Source organism: Mesorhizobium sp. WSM1386 (assembly GCF_055901595.1).
This window is the reverse complement of record NZ_CM148373.1, coordinates 5319623-5333752: the sequence shown is the minus strand read 5'-3', so window position 1 is coordinate 5333752 and position 14130 is coordinate 5319623. Positions and strand designations below refer to the sequence as shown.

General features: G+C 63.6%; 10 protein-coding genes. 4 read left to right on the top strand and 6 right to left on the bottom strand.

Annotated features, from left to right (window positions below):
* Positions 1 to 43 precede the first annotated feature (43 nt).
* Positions 44 to 2689, bottom strand: coding sequence for an aminopeptidase N (gene pepN / locus AC0NIH_RS26280; RefSeq protein WP_473462556.1), 2646 nt, complete (start codon positions 2687 to 2689; stop codon positions 44 to 46).
* A gap of 151 nt (positions 2690 to 2840) precedes the next feature.
* Between pepN and AC0NIH_RS26275 the strand changes: the two genes are divergently transcribed.
* Positions 2841 to 5147, top strand: a complete 2307-nt coding sequence (locus AC0NIH_RS26275) for a xanthine dehydrogenase family protein molybdopterin-binding subunit (RefSeq protein WP_473462553.1) — start codon at positions 2841 to 2843, stop codon at positions 5145 to 5147.
* Positions 5144 to 6109 carry a DMT family transporter gene (locus AC0NIH_RS26270; protein WP_473462550.1) on the top strand — a complete coding sequence of 322 codons (966 nt, stop codon included), beginning with the start codon at positions 5144 to 5146 and terminating at the stop codon, positions 6107 to 6109. The genes AC0NIH_RS26275 and AC0NIH_RS26270 overlap by 4 nt, the downstream gene beginning before the upstream one ends.
* On the opposite strand, the gene AC0NIH_RS26265 is transcribed toward AC0NIH_RS26270, so the two are convergent.
* The 3 genes from AC0NIH_RS26265 to AC0NIH_RS26255 all read right to left on the bottom strand — a co-directional run bounded on the left by AC0NIH_RS26265 (position 6110) and on the right by AC0NIH_RS26255 (position 8763).
* Positions 6110 to 6922 (bottom strand): helix-turn-helix domain-containing protein, encoded by an 813-nt coding sequence (locus tag AC0NIH_RS26265; RefSeq protein WP_473462548.1) that lies wholly within the window; start codon positions 6920 to 6922, stop codon positions 6110 to 6112.
* A gap of 269 nt (positions 6923 to 7191) precedes the next feature.
* On the bottom strand, positions 7192 to 8067 hold the full coding sequence (locus tag AC0NIH_RS26260) for a uracil-DNA glycosylase (protein WP_473462545.1): 876 nt from the start codon (positions 8065 to 8067) through the stop codon (positions 7192 to 7194).
* A 51-nt stretch (positions 8068 to 8118) separates the two neighbouring features.
* The gene (locus AC0NIH_RS26255; RefSeq protein WP_473462543.1) at positions 8119 to 8763 is read right to left on the bottom strand and encodes a hypothetical protein; all 645 of its coding nucleotides are present in this window, start codon (positions 8761 to 8763) and stop codon (positions 8119 to 8121) included.
* Positions 8764 to 9005: 242 nt separating this feature from the next.
* Between AC0NIH_RS26255 and AC0NIH_RS26250 the strand changes: the two genes are divergently transcribed.
* Entirely contained in the window at positions 9006 to 10685 is a 1680-nt protein-coding gene (locus tag AC0NIH_RS26250) for an electron transfer flavoprotein-ubiquinone oxidoreductase (protein ID WP_473462540.1), read from the top strand.
* A gap of 140 nt (positions 10686 to 10825) precedes the next feature.
* Complete coding sequence (locus AC0NIH_RS26245) at positions 10826 to 11422, top strand: DUF922 domain-containing Zn-dependent protease (RefSeq protein ID WP_473462538.1); 597 nt, start codon at positions 10826 to 10828, stop codon at positions 11420 to 11422.
* Between the two features lie 29 nt (positions 11423 to 11451).
* On the opposite strand, the gene AC0NIH_RS26240 is transcribed toward AC0NIH_RS26245, so the two are convergent.
* Both AC0NIH_RS26240 and AC0NIH_RS26235 read right to left on the bottom strand, forming a co-directional pair.
* Complete coding sequence (locus AC0NIH_RS26240) at positions 11452 to 12462, bottom strand: endonuclease/exonuclease/phosphatase family protein (protein ID WP_023764344.1); 1011 nt, start codon at positions 12460 to 12462, stop codon at positions 11452 to 11454.
* Positions 12463 to 12597: 135 nt separating this feature from the next.
* Positions 12598 to 14058, bottom strand: coding sequence for an AMP nucleosidase (locus tag AC0NIH_RS26235; protein WP_224688229.1), 1461 nt, complete (start codon positions 14056 to 14058; stop codon positions 12598 to 12600).
* Positions 14059 to 14130: the final 72 nt, after the last annotated feature.

Below are 14130 nucleotides of genomic sequence, written 5' to 3'. Positions count from 1 at the left end.
ACTCTGGGCACGGAAGCCTTTCGATAGGAAGCAGAGCCCTCATCTAAGCCAGCGTACGCTCGACAATGTCCCTTAAGTCCGCCGACAGGTTTTCGGCATTGGCGATCGAAAGCAGCGCTTCCCGGGCCTTGGCCTGGCGGCCCGGCTCGAGCGAACGCCATGACCTGAGCGCCGTTGCCAGCCTTGCCGCCACTTGCGGGTTGCGCTTTTCGACCTCGAGCACCGTCTGCGCGAAAAACCGGTAGCCTTCGCCGTCGGGGCGATGGAAGCCGGTCTGGTTGGCGCTGGAGAATGTGCCGATCAGCGAGCGCACCCGGTTTGGATTGCCCATCGAGAAGGCTGGATGAGCGGTTAGCGCCCGGACCGTGTCCACCGCCTGCGGCCCCGGCACGCTGGCCTGGATCTGGAACCATTTGTCCATGATCAGCGGGTCGGACGCATACTTCGTTTCGAATGCCGCCAGCGCCTTTTTTGCCTCCGGCGAACCGTGGTGTCGATGCGCGAGCACGCCAAGGGCTGCCGCGCGGTCGGTCATGTTGGTCGCCGACTGGAAATGCCCGGCGGCCAATGCCGCGCCGCCAGGCAGCAACGAGAGATAATCCAGCAAAGTGTTGCGCAGGGCGCGTCGTCCAGCGCTCGCCGCGTCGGGGCTGAACGCGGTCCTGTCGGCAAGACTGTCGTAGAGGCCGGAAAATACCGCGCCATTGGCGGTGCCGATGGCGAGCGCAAGGGCTTGCCGGGCCGTGTGGATGGCGTCGGGATCGATGTTCCTGCCGATGTCGCGGGCGATGTCGGCATCGCCGGGCAGCGCCAGTGCCAGCGCCCGGTAGGCCGGCTCCAGCGTCTCGTCGCCGGCAATGCTGCCGGCGAGTTCGGTCAGCCGTTTCGCGAAGACCGGCTGCTTGCCGCCGAGGATCTCGCGGAAGGCAGTGATCAGCGTGTCGGTGAGCAGCGTGTTGAAGGCTTGCCAGCGCGAGAAGGCGTCGCTGTCATGGCGGGCGAGGAAGAACTGGTCGTCGGCCTTCTGCTCGACCGACAGCGTCACCGGTGCCGAGAAGCCGCGGTTGAGCGACACCGCCGGGCGTTCCGCCACGCCAGAGAAACGCACCATGTGTCGGCGCTTGCGGACATGGATGACGCCGTCGTCGACGCTGGCGCCCTCGACGCCGCTGTACGACACCGGCTTGCCGCCGGCTCCGATCAGCCCGAAGGCGAGCGGGATGTGCATCAGCCGCTTGCGGCTTTCGGAGGGTGTCGGCGGCACCGACTGTTCGATCTCGAGCGTGAATTCCTGCAAGGCCGGATTGTGCGCCGAACTGACCGTCAGATTGGGCGTGCCGGCCTGATGATACCAGAGCGCGAACTGCGACAGGTCGCGGCCGGACGCATCCTCGAACACTTTGATGAAATCCTCGATCGTCGCCGCTTCACCGTCATGCCGCTCGAAATAGAGGTCCATGCCGGCACGAAAGGCATCCGGGCCGAGAATGGTGCGGATCATGCGCACCACTTCGGAGCCCTTCTCGTAGACCGTCGCCGTGTAGAAATTGTTGATCTCGCGGTAACGGCGCGGTCGCACCGGATGCGCCAGCGGACCCTGGTCCTCGGGGAACTGGTGCGCGCGCAGCGTGCGCACCTCGGCGATGCGCTTGACCGCGCGCGAGCGCTGGTCGGCGGAGAATTCGTGATCGCGGAAGACCGTCAGCCCTTCCTTCAGGCAAAGCTGGAACCAGTCGCGGCAAGTGATTCTGTTGCCTGTCCAATTGTGGAAATATTCATGCGCGATGATCGCCTCGATATTGGCGAAATCGGCATCCGTCGCGGTCTCCTGGTCGGCCAGCACGTATTTGTCGTTGAAGATGTTGAGGCCCTTGTTCTCCATAGCGCCCATGTTGAAGTCGGACACGGCGACGATGTTGAAGACGTCGAGGTCGTATTCCCGGCCAAACGCCTCCTCGTCCCATTGCATCGATCGCTTCAGCGCATCCATGGCGTAGCCGGCGAGCTTCTCCTTGCCGGGTTCGACATAGATGCCGAGCTCGACCGTGCGGCCCGACATCGTGACGAAACTGTCGGCGACCTGGCCGAGATTGCCGGCCACAAGCGCGAACAGATAGGACGGCTTGGGGAAGGGATCGTGCCACACGGCGTAGTGCCGGCCATCGCCGAGGTCGCCCTTGTCGACCGGGTTGCCGTTGGACAGAAGCAGCGGCGCCTCGTCACGCAAGGCCTCGATCCGCACCGTGTAGACGGACAGGATATCGGGGCGATCGAGGAAATAGGTGATGCGGCGGAAGCCCTCGGCCTCGCACTGCGTGCAATAGACATTGCTCGAGCGATAGAGACCCATCAGCGCTTCATTGCCCGCCGGTGCCAGCTCGGTTTCGATGCGCAACTGGAAACGGCGCGCTGCCGGCGGCTTGAGAATGGTGAGTTGGTCAGGGCTGGCCAGCAGGTCGGCGGGTTTCACTTTCTTGCCGTCGATCTCTATGCGCTTGAGCACCAGCCCATCGCCATCGAGCACCAGCGGAGCCGACACCGAAACGCCGTCGCGACGCTCGATCGTCACTGTTGCGGTGACGATCGTTGCCTGTGGCGAGAGACGGAATTCAAGGTTCGTTTCCGGAATGAGGTAGTCGCTGGGGCGATAGTCTTCGAGTTTGAAGACCTGGCCTGTGTCGGTGCGCATTCCGGGTTTTTTCCTGTCGATTGCGTTGGAGGCGGATTGTTTCCGCTGATCCAAGAAATTTGAAGTCCGCGCTCTTTACACGAAACAGCCCCTCGACAAAACTGCGACAGGGCCTATTTCAGGCCTTCCTTTCCAGCATCGCGAGGCAGTCATGACCATCGTCACACCGAAGTTCGGGATGGGCGCTTCCGTGTTGCGGCGCGAGGATGCCGCTTTCATCCAGGGGCAGGGCCGCTATACCGATGACATCCAGCCGGCCGGCGTGCTGCACGGCTATGTCCTGCGCTCGCCGGTGGCCAAGGCCAGCTTCACCGTCGGCTCGACCGATGCAGCCAAGGCGGCTCCAGGCGTCCATCTGGTGCTGACGGCCAAGGATATTGCCCATCTCGGCGATCTCAAATCCGGCGTCATGCAGGAACAGCCCGACGGCACCAAGGCGCCGACCCGCGACATTCCGGTCCTGTGCCGTGATCGCGTCAATTATGTCGGCGATGCCGTTGCCTTTGTTGTCGCCGACAGCCGTGCCCTGGCGCAGGATGCCGCCGAACTGATCGATGTCGATTATGACAGCGAGGATGCTGCGTCCGGCACGGCGACCGCGCTTGCCGAAGGCACGCCGCTGGTGTGGCCCGAGCTCGGCTCCAACCGCGCCTTCACCTACCACATGGGCGACAAGGCCAAGACGGCGGCGGCTTTCGCCAGGGCGGCTCATGTCACTCGCATTGAGTTCGTCAACAACCGGCTGGTCTGCAATTACATGGAGCCGCGCTCCGCGATCGGCGAATGGAACGTCGGTGAGAACCGTTTCGTGCTGACCACCGGGTCGCAAGGCGTGCACTCCATGCAGTACATCCTGGCCAGCGTATTCAAGATCAAGAAGAACCAGCTGCGCGTCATCACGCCGGATGTCGGCGGCGGTTTTGGGCCGAAGAGCTTCGTCTATCGCGAGTATCCGCTGGTGCTGGAGGCAGCGAAGCGGCTTGGCCGTCCGGTGAAATGGGCCGGCGACCGCACGGAACATTTTTTGACCGACGCGCAAGGCCGCGACAATGCCGTGACGGCCGAGATGGCTTTGGACAAGGATGGCCGCTTCCTCGGCATGCGGGTCGATCTGCTGGCCAATATGGGCGCCTATGTCTCGCAATACGGTCCGTTCATTCCCTATATCGGCGTCACCATGTCGACCGGCGTCTATGACATCAGGGCGCTCGATGTCACGGTGACCGGGCTTTACACCAACACCTGTCCCGTCGATGCCTATCGTGGCGCCGGCCGGCCGGAGGCAGCCTTCCTGCTGGAAAAGCTGGTCGATGCCTGTGCCCATGATCTCGGCCTGCCCGTCGAAGAGATCCGCCGCCGCAATTTCATTCGGCCGGAGCAGTTTCCCTATCGCACGCAGACCGGCCGCCTGTACGACAATGGTGAGTTCGAGGGCCATATGGAGCGTGCCATCGAACGGTCTGAGTGGAAGGCGTTTCCGCGGCGGCTCGAACAGTCGAAGGCCGGCGGCAAGATCCGCGGCATCGGCATGGCGACTTACATCGAGGCTTGCGCCTTTCCGGGCTCCGAGCCGGCATTCGTCGAGCTCAATGGCGACGGCACGGTGACGCTCAAGATCGGCACCCAGACCAACGGACAAGGTCATGCCACCGCCTATGCGCAGTTCCTGTCGGAAAAGCTCAATCTCGACATCGACAAGATCCATGTCCGCCAGGGCGATACCGACGAATTGAAGGCCGGCGGCGGCACCGGCGGCTCGCGCTCGATTCCGCTCGGGGGTGTATCCGCTTCCCGTGCGGGCGAGGATCTGGCCGACAAGATCAAGCGCATCGCCGCCGACGAGCTGGAGGCTTCCGCCAGCGACATCGAGCTGTCCGACGGTGTTGCCCGCATCGTCGGCACCGACCGCACGATCGATTTTTCCACCATCGCCAAGGCCGCGAAAAACCCCGATGACCTCAAGGGGTTCGGCGAGTTCGTCCAGGACGAATGCACCTATCCGAATGGCACCCATGTCTGCGAGGTCGAGATCGATCCCGACACCGGCACGACCGAGATCGTCCGCTACACCATCGTCGACGATTTCGGCGTCACGGTGAACCCGCTCCTGCTCGCCGGTCAGGTTCATGGCGGCGTCGTGCAAGGCGTCGGCCAGGCGCTGACTGAAAATACCGTGCATGGCGAGGACGGGCAATTGCTGACGGCGAGCTTCATGGACTACGCCATGCCGCGCGCCGACAATTTCCCGTTCTTCCATTTCGAAACCCGCAACGTGCCGTCGACCACCAATGCGCTGGGCATCAAGGGCGCGGGCGAGGCCGGCACGATCGGCTCGACACCGGCGGCGCTCAACGCGGTCACCGATGCGCTCTGGCGCGCCTATGGCGTCAGGCATATCGAGATGCCGGCTACACCAGCGCGCATCTGGGCGACCATCCAGGAAGCGGCGCCAAGGTGACATCAAGGGCGGGGGCAGCACCAGAAACGGCGGGCGGTCACGACACGCTGAGGGGCATTGCCCTGAAGATCGTGTCCGTCGCGGTTTTCGTCGGCATGCAAACCTGCATCAAGGCGGCCGGCGAGGTGCCGGCCGGGCAGATCGTGTTCTTCCGCTCGTTTTTTGCCATCTTCCCGATCATTGCCTTTCTGGCATTTAAGGGACAGTTGCCGACGGCATTCGTCACCAAACGTCCCTTCAACCACATCGCGCGCGGTATTGTCGGCGTCGGCGCCATGGGGCTTGGCTTCTTCGCGCTCACCAGGCTGCCGCTGCCGGAGGCAATCACCCTGAACTATGCACAGCCGCTGCTGGTCGTGGTGTTCTCCTTCGTTTTCCTTGGCGAGACGATCCGCGTCTACCGCTGGAGCGCGGTGGCAGTCGGTCTGGTCGGCGTGCTCATTATTTCCTGGCCGGAACTCACTCTGCTCAATTCGGATGAAGCGCTCGACGATCAGGAGGTCCTCGGCGTCATGGCGGCGCTGGTGGCGGCGGCGATCTCGGCCGTCGCCATGCTGCTTGTGCGCAACCTCGTGCAGACGGAGAGGACGGCGACCATCGTGTTATGGTTCTCGTCGACAGCGAGTGTGCTCTCGCTGCTGACGCTGCCTTTCGGCTGGCAATCGCTGACGCCGGTGCAAGCCGCGCTGCTCATCATGGCTGGCTTTTGCGGTGGCCTCGGCCAGATCCTGATGACCTCGGCCTATCGCCATGCAGAAGCCTCGGTGGTGGCGCCGTTCGAATACACCTCGATGATCCTCGGCGTGGTCGTCGGCTACTTTGTCTTCGGCGACGTGACGTCGCTGAGCACGCTGGTCGGCGGTGTGATCGTGGTAGCCGCCGGCATCTTCATCATCTGGCGCGAGCGCCAACTCGGGCTGGAGCGCACCCGCACCCGCAAGGCGGCGCTGCCACAGGGGTAGTCAGGACCGTTCGGCCCGTTCCCTCGCCAGCCGCACCAGCACCGTCCGTGTCTGCTCATCCGCCGGGAAGAACGATTCGATCGCCAGTTCAGAGAGCGTTACGTCGAGCGGCGTGCCGAACACGGTGATGGTGCTGATGAACGACAGAACCTGGTCGCCATGCGCAAGCCTGAGCGGATGCACGATGGCATTCGGCTCGACAGGCGCCGGCCGGCTGCCCTTCAAGCCGGATGGGTAGCCGCGCAATTCGCGCTCCAGATCGATCAGCACGGGGTCGTCGGTGGCGTCATTCTGGTGCTTGAGGCGCTCGAGCAAATGCGTGCGCCATTCCTGGAGGTTGACGATGCGCGGCGCGATGCCGCCCGGGTGCAGGCTGAGGCGAAGCACATTGACCGGCGCCGCCAGCAAGGAGGCCTCACTGACATCGGCGAGGAAGGGGCTAATCGCCGCGTTCGCCGAAACCAGGTTCCAGTGCCGGTCGACGGCCAGCGCCGGAAACGGCTCATTACCCTTGAGCACGGTCTCGACGGCGGAAAGCGCCGGCGCGAGCGTGGCATCGGTGAGCGGCCGTTCGCCGAAGCTCGGCGCGAAGCCCGCGGCCAGCAGCAGCTGGTTGCGCTGCCTGAGCGGGATCGAAAGCTGCTCGGCCAGATGCAGCACCATCTCGCGCGAGGGCGCGGCACGCCCGCTTTCGACGAAGGAGAGATGGCGCTGCGAGATATCGGCTTCCATGGCGAGGTCGAGCTGGCTCATGCGGCGGCGCGTGCGCCATTCGCGGATCAGGCTGCCGGCGGAGGTTTGGGCTGTCGTCATGAGGAAGGACTAAGGCCGCGGGGGAGGGATTTCAATTACCTTGGAGGTTATCGCTACAGTATCTATTCCGAGATCGGCGAAAGCGGAGATGACGGCCAATCCCCCCCTTGTGGGGGAGATGCCTGGCAAGGCAGAGGGGGGGCGCTGTCCCGCCGACATGTCGCTTTCGGCAGTTCCTTGCCATGCGGGACCAAGAGAAAGGCCGGCGTTCCTTCGCGCCCCCCCTCTGTCCTGCCGGACATCTCCCCCACGAGGGGGGGATCGGCTATTCACCCTAGCGCCTTCAGTTTCGCCTTGACCTCGAGAAAATCTCGCCAGGCCAGCTTCTTGTGCGCCGGCGTCCGCAGGAGATAGGCCGGGTGCAGCGTCGGCATAGCCGGAATGACTATGCCGGAAGCCGTGGTGTGGGCACGCCAGTTGCCGCGCAGCCTGAGGATGCCTTCCGAGGTGTTGAGCAGGGTTTTCGCCGACGGCCCGCCGAGATTGACCAGCACCTTGGGATTGATCAGTTCGATCTGCCGCTCGATGAACGGCCGGCAGATCTCGGTCTCGTGCGGCGTCGGCGTGCGGTTGCCCGGCGGCCGCCATGGAATGACGTTGGCGATGTAGACGGAAGAACGGTCGAGACCGATCGCGGCCAGCATGCGGTCGAGCAGCCGGCCGGAGCGGCCGACAAAGGGCAGACCCTCTATGTCCTCGTCACGGCCCGGCGCCTCGCCGACCAGCATGACCGCGGCTTGAGGATTTCCATCGGCGAACACCAGGTTCTTGGCGGTGGCCTTGAGATTGCAGCCGTCGAAGGCAGCCATGTGCTGGCGAAGCTCTTCGAGTGTGGAGGCGCTTGTCGCCATTTGCCGGGCGAGGGCGGCCTGCGCCTCGTCGGGGACGGTGGCGGTGGCGGACACGGTGCGCACCGGCGCATCCGGCACCTTGCTTGCATCCAACCCGGACGATGCTGCTGGCCGCTCCGGCGTCTTGTCTTCGCGAGGCGACGGCAAGGGCGCCGGCGCGCGCTCGACAGGCCTCGGCGCCGCCTCGGCGAAGCGGTTCACCGGAGCGTCTTCCAGCGCCTCATCGACGCCGGCGCTGGCATAGAAAGCCAGGATGTCGGCAATTTCGGTCGGGCTGTTGGGGGCGGCAGTCATGGCGCGCACATTCGTCCGCATGGCCGAAATTTGCAAGGCCGGCGGCTTGCCCTATCCCGTCGGTATGCGCGGATCCTGCACCAGGTAGAAAGTCCATCGCGGCGTGTAGTCGGTCACCAGGAATTCGAAACTGGCGGTCTTCAGCGGGTCGACCTTGCCGTTCTTGAACAACAGTCGGTCATAGGGTTCGAAGTCGCGGTCGAAATCGGCGAAATTGCTCGACCAGATATTGTCGGGTGTCTTGTTGCGTTGGTCGAACGAAAGCCCGTCGCCGAACACGCTCGGCTGATCCAGTGTCTCCTGAAGCTCGAACTGGAATTCGATCCAGGCCTGGCCGCTGTTGTTGAGCACGTCAATGCGCATATACATGATGCCATTGGCGAACTCGCCCGCCTTGCCGAATGTCTGGATCGGCTTCGTGGTGCGGATGGTCAACGTCACCGGTGTCGCCGAATTCAGCTCTTCGGTGATGACCAGCGGATCGTCCTTGGTTCCGATGCCGGAGGCCCCGGTGATGCGGAAGCCGCCAAGTTCGTCGGAGAAGGAGTAGGCGCCTGTCACCCAGACCTTCACCTCGTCCGCGGCGGCGTAACAAGGTGCCAACATCAGAAGTGCCATAAGAACCGCCCGGCAGGCCCGGCGGGGCGGGAAAAGAAAGCGCGTTGAAGAAAAGCCGACTGGGCCAGGAATGCGCATGTCGGGAAGTATGGCCGATAAGCAAGCCGTCGAACAAACAAAAAAACGCGGGGCGCCGCGGATCTCATCGGGCAGCAACGGCGGCCGGGCCGCAAGATACGCGACTTTTTGGCCAAATCCGCCCAAATCCGCCCAAATCCGCATTGTCACGTATGCGCCGGTTTCCTGTCGTCAATTGATGCGCTATGCAGCGCAAGAGCCAGCAAGATAGGTAACAGCGGCAAGCCAGTGCGGAGGGGTTGATGAGCGATATCGAACGCGAAAGCATGGAATTCGACGTGGTCATCGTCGGTGCCGGACCGGCCGGCCTTGCCGCGGCCATCCGCCTCAAGCAGGTCAATCCCGAGCTTTCCGTCGTCGTGCTGGAAAAGGGTGGCGAGGTCGGCGCCCATATCCTTTCGGGCGCCGTGCTCGATCCGATCGGCATCGACCGGCTGCTGCCGGGCTGGCGCGAGGAGGACGGCCATCCTTTCAAGACGCCGGTCACGGCGGACCATTTCCTGGTGCTCGGGCCCGCCGGCTCCTTCCGCCTGCCCAACATCCTGATGCCGCCGCTGATGAACAATCACGGCAACTACATCGTCTCGCTCGGCAATGTCTGCCGCTGGCTGGCCGGCAAGGCCGAGGCGCTTGGCGTCGAGATCTATCCTGGCTTTGCCGCCACCGGCCTCATCTACAATGACGAAGGCGCCGTCACCGGCGTCGTCACCGGCGACATGGGCGTCGAGAAAGACGGCACGCACGGTCCGGGCTTCGCGCCCGGCATGGCGCTGATGGGCAAGTATGTGCTGATCGGCGAGGGCGCGCGCGGCTCGCTCGCCAAGCAGCTGATCGCCAGATACAAGCTTTCCGACGGCCGCGAGCCCGGCAAATATGGCATCGGCCTCAAGGAACTCTGGCAGGTCAAGCCGGAGAACCACCGGCCGGGTCTCGTCCAGCATTCCTTCGGCTGGCCACTCGACATGAAGACCGGCGGCGGCTCGTTCCTCTACCATCTGGAGGACAACCAGGTGGCGGTCGGCTTCGTTCTCCACCTCAACTACAAGAACCCCTATCTGTCGCCTTTCGAGGAATTCCAGCGCTTCAAGACCCATCCGGCGATCGCGGCTACGTTCGAAGGCGGCAAGCGGCTGGGCTATGGCGCGCGCGCCATCACCGAGGGTGGCTGGCAGTCGGTGCCGAAACTGTCCTTCCCCGGCGGCGCGCTGATGGGCTGTGCCGCGGGCTTCGTCAACGTGCCGCGCATCAAGGGCTCCCACAATGCCGTGCTGTCGGGAATGCTGGCGGCCGAGCATGTCAGCGAAGCAATTGCCGCTGGCCGCGCCAATGACGAGCTCGCCTCCTACGAGGAAGCCTGGCGCGCGACCGACATCGGCAAGGATTTGAAGAAAGTGCGCAACGTCAAACCGCTCTGGTCGCGCTTCGGCACCATCGTCGGCGTCAGCCTCGGCGGCCTCGATATGTGGCTGAACACGCTGTTCGGCATCTCGCCCTTTGGCACGTTGAAGCACGGCAAGGCCGATTACGCCACGCTCGAGCCTGCCGCCCAGCACAAGAAGATCACCTATCCGAAGCCCGATGGCGTGCTGACCTTCGACCGCCTGTCCTCCGTGTTCCTGTCCAACACAAATCACGAGGAAAACGAACCGGTCCACCTGCTGGTCGGCGACATGGACCTGCAGAAGCGTTTCGAACACGATGTCTTTGCCGGACCCTCGACACGCTACTGTCCGGCGGGCGTCTACGAATGGGTCGACAAGGATGGTAATGCCGCGGCCGACCCATCGGCGAAGGATGTGCGCTTCGTCATCAACGCGCAGAACTGCGTCCACTGCAAGACCTGCGATATCAAGGACCCGAACCAGAACATCAACTGGGTACCGCCCCAGGGCGGCGAAGGCCCTGTCTACCAGGGTATGTGACCTCGCGCCGCCGGCTCGCTTGGACCGGCGGCAGCAAAAAACGTGGGTCGGGGCTGGCCGCAAGGGGTGTCCAGGCCAGCAGGGACGTTGAAACGGCCCCCGGTCTATGGTTCTTTCTCCAGGGATAAGGAGAAAGGCCGATGCGCCGGACCGTTCTGACATGCCTCGTTGCTATCGGGACGCTATGCGCTCCAGAAGCCTTTGCCGGCACCAGGGCAGTTATCCAGACGCGGACCTACGACGTTACCGGAAGCTCGGGCGCGGCCTTCATCGACGCGATGGACAGCAAAGGCCCCAAGCACGGTTTCATGACGCATGCCATCGCCACGACTGCCTATACCGTCGACTGGGATCTCGGCGGAGGTCAGGACAACGGCTTCTGCCGGCTGCGGCGGGTCAACGGCACGCTTAATCTGTTCTACACCTTCCCTCGCATTGCCTCGCCCATGACGCCGGCACTGAAGCGGCGCTGGAGCCGGTTTTTCGCCGGCGTTCGCGGCCATGAGGAAACGCATGGGCGCATCGCCAGGCAGATGATGCGCACCACCGAAAAGTCGATCACCGGCCTGCGGATCGCCAACGACCCGTCCTGCTACCAGACGCGTCGCGAGGCCCGGCGTCGCATCCAGGCCGTCTATGCCGAATATGAGGCCAAGCAAAACGCTTTCGATCGGCGCGAACATAGCCGCGGCGGCCACGTCGAGCACCTGATCGCAGCCTTGATCCGAAACCCATGAGCGAGCGAGTGCTTCGCTCGTTTGATGCGTCAGCCTTGCGGCTTGGCTGGCAAGGCGCTCGCCGCGAGCGCAGTGGCGTGCCCATCCTCAGGCTGCTTCTCATCGGAGCGAACCGAGAACTCGACCAGCACCGGCAGATGGTCTGAACCGGTGTCTTCCAGCCGGGTCGCGGAATGAACGGTTACCCCGCCCTTGCTGAACACCTGGTCGATCGGCAGTCCAGCAAAGCGCCGCAGCACGTCCGGCAGCTTGATGTAGAGCCACGTCGGTCCCGCTGACGGCATGACGGTCAGCCCGCCGAGGGAGGCGACCCGGCGCACCGCCGCACTCCATGGCACAGCGTTGCAATCGCCGGCCATGATGGCGGTTTCGCCGAGCGAGGAAATCGAATTCGAGAGTTCGCCGATCTGCCAGTTCTGCTCGCGCGGCCATGGCCAACTGAGATGGATGGCAGCGACGTTGACGGCGGTGCCGCCGAAATCGACCGCCGCGATCGCCATCGCGCCTCGCGGCTCGCAATGCGGCGCGCTGTCGGCGGCAAAGGGCCGTCGCGACAGCAGCGCCACGCCGAACACACCATTGGGGTAGGGGCAGAGGATCCGGTATGGGTAGGCGCTGGTGATGTAACCGAGCTCGGTTTCCCACATCGCCGACACCTCGTCGAGGGTGATCACGTCGGGGTTGGTCCGGCCAATCAGCGAAAGAACCTTTTTCGGCGTCGGATTGTCGTAGCGCAAATTCATCTGCAGCAGGTGGTAGACGATCTGGTCGACGGGCTTGGCGACCGCTTGCACGGGCCACAGGCGCGGCAGCGTACTCATCGTCGTGGCAACGCTGGCGATCGCAAAGAGCAGTGCCACGGCCGCTTGCAGCCGAAACGAGCTGGCAAGCAGCGGCAACGCCAGAAGCGCGATCAGCAGGCACAGGTGAAGGCGAAAATGCGAGAAGGAATCGAAGGCCGGATGCAACGTGCCGAGGAATCCGGCCAACAAGGCGAGCGACAATGCCGTCATCGCCAGGAATGCCACCCCAGCTATCATATTCGAGCGCGCGCCGCCTATTGTCATTGAGGCCGTGTCTGTCGAGTGTCGCCTGACGATCCGTTCGATCTGCTTATCGATCAAATTACGGCCTGAGCAAGACGACGAATTGCCTCGCCAGGACTTCGAGACCGCCTACTGGAACGCGGTCTCCGAAAAGCTTCTGAGTTTGCGCGAATGCAGCCGCTCCATTGGCATTTCCGCCAGCTTTTCCATTGCCCTGATGCCGATGGTCAGGTGTTGCGCCACCTGGCGCTTGTAGAACTCGGTCGCCATGCCGGGCAACTTCAACTCGCCGTGCAGCGGCTTGTCGGAAACGCATAGCAGCGTGCCGTACGGCACGCGGAAGCGGAAACCATTGGCCGCGATCGTCGCCGATTCCATGTCGAGCGCGATGGCGCGCGATTGCGACAGGCGCTGCACCGGTCCGCGCTGGTCGCGCAGTTCCCAGTTGCGGTTGTCGATGGTGGCGACCGTGCCGGTGCGCATAATGCGCTTCAGATCGTAGCCCGACAGGCCCGTGACTTCGGCAACCGCTTCCTGCAGTGCGACCTGGATCTCGGCCAGCGGCGGGATCGGCACCCAGACCGGAAGATCGTCGTCGAGGACGTGGTCCTCGCGCACATAGGCGTGCGCCAGCACATAGTCGCCCAGCGCCTGCGTGTTGCGCAGACCGGCGCAGTGGCCAAGCATTACCCAGGCATGCGGCCTCAGCACCGCGATATGGTCGGTGATCGTCTTGGCGTTGGAAGGCCCAACCCCGATATTGACCATGGTGATGCCACCATGGTTCGGCTTCTTCAGGTGGTAGGCAGGCATTTGCGGCAGGCGGGCGGGCGGCGTGCCCTCGCTTGCCGTACTGGCGCCGGCGCGGGTCACGACATTGCCCGGCTCGACGAATTCCACATAACCACCACCGCCATTCTCCATCAAGCCGCGCGCACGGGCGACGAACTCGTCGATGTAGAACTGGTAGTTGGTGAACAGCACGAAGTTCTGGAAATGCTGCGGGCTGGTGGCCGTATAATGGGTCATACGGTGCAGCGAATAGTCGATGCGTTGCGCCGTGAACGGTGCCAGCGGCCGGGGTTCGCCGAAGGCGACCTCGAACGTGCCGTTGGCGATCTGGTCGTCGGTGCCGTCCAGGTCCGGAACGTCGAACAGGTCGCGGATCGGCCGCTTGATGCGTTCGGCGGCGGCGCCGTCGACATAGGTGCCTTCCAGGAAGGCGAAATGCAGCGGGATCGGCGTGGTCGATTCCGAGACCGTCACCGACACGCCATGGTTACGCATGATCAGGCGAAGCTGCTCGATGAGGTAATTCTCGAACAGTTGCGGCTGGGTAATCGTCGTGGCGAAATGGCCAGGTGTCGGCATATGGCCGTAGGCCTGCCGCGAATCGACCTGGGTAAACGAATTCGTGGTAACGCCGATCTCGGGATAAAAGGCCCGGTAGCGCTTGCTGCCGTCGGCGCCGGCGGCCAGTGCCGTGAAGGAGTCGCGCAGGAACTTGGTATTGCGGTCGTAAAGCGCCTGCAGCGTCGCGACGGCTTTTTCGGCCCGGTCAAAGCTTTGCCGGCCAAAAGGCTCCGGCATGACGACTGATTCTATGGCCTGGGGGTAGATTCGCTTTTCCATAGCTCAATATAGAGACTTGGATGGGCGGTT

What these genes read in the sequence shown, in the direction of transcription:
- AC0NIH_RS26275 (WP_473462553.1), top strand. Translation starts at nt 2,841, where the DNA reads ATGACCATCGTCACACCGAAGTTCGGGATGGGCGCTTCCGTGTTGCGG.
- AC0NIH_RS26260 (WP_473462545.1), bottom strand. Translation starts at nt 8,067, where the DNA reads ATGACTGCCGCCCCCAACAGCCCGACCGAAATTGCCGACATCCTGGCT.
- AC0NIH_RS26265 (WP_473462548.1), bottom strand. Translation starts at nt 6,922, where the DNA reads ATGACGACAGCCCAAACCTCCGCCGGCAGCCTGATCCGCGAATGGCGC.
- AC0NIH_RS26245 (WP_473462538.1), top strand. Translation starts at nt 10,826, where the DNA reads ATGCGCCGGACCGTTCTGACATGCCTCGTTGCTATCGGGACGCTATGC.
- pepN (WP_473462556.1), bottom strand. Translation starts at nt 2,689, where the DNA reads ATGCGCACCGACACAGGCCAGGTCTTCAAACTCGAAGACTATCGCCCC.
- AC0NIH_RS26235 (WP_224688229.1), bottom strand. Translation starts at nt 14,058, where the DNA reads ATGCCGGAGCCTTTTGGCCGGCAAAGCTTTGACCGGGCCGAAAAAGCC.
- AC0NIH_RS26250 (WP_473462540.1), top strand. Translation starts at nt 9,006, where the DNA reads ATGAGCGATATCGAACGCGAAAGCATGGAATTCGACGTGGTCATCGTC.
- AC0NIH_RS26255 (WP_473462543.1), bottom strand. Translation starts at nt 8,763, where the DNA reads ATGCGCATTCCTGGCCCAGTCGGCTTTTCTTCAACGCGCTTTCTTTTC.
- AC0NIH_RS26240 (WP_023764344.1), bottom strand. Translation starts at nt 12,462, where the DNA reads ATGATAGCTGGGGTGGCATTCCTGGCGATGACGGCATTGTCGCTCGCC.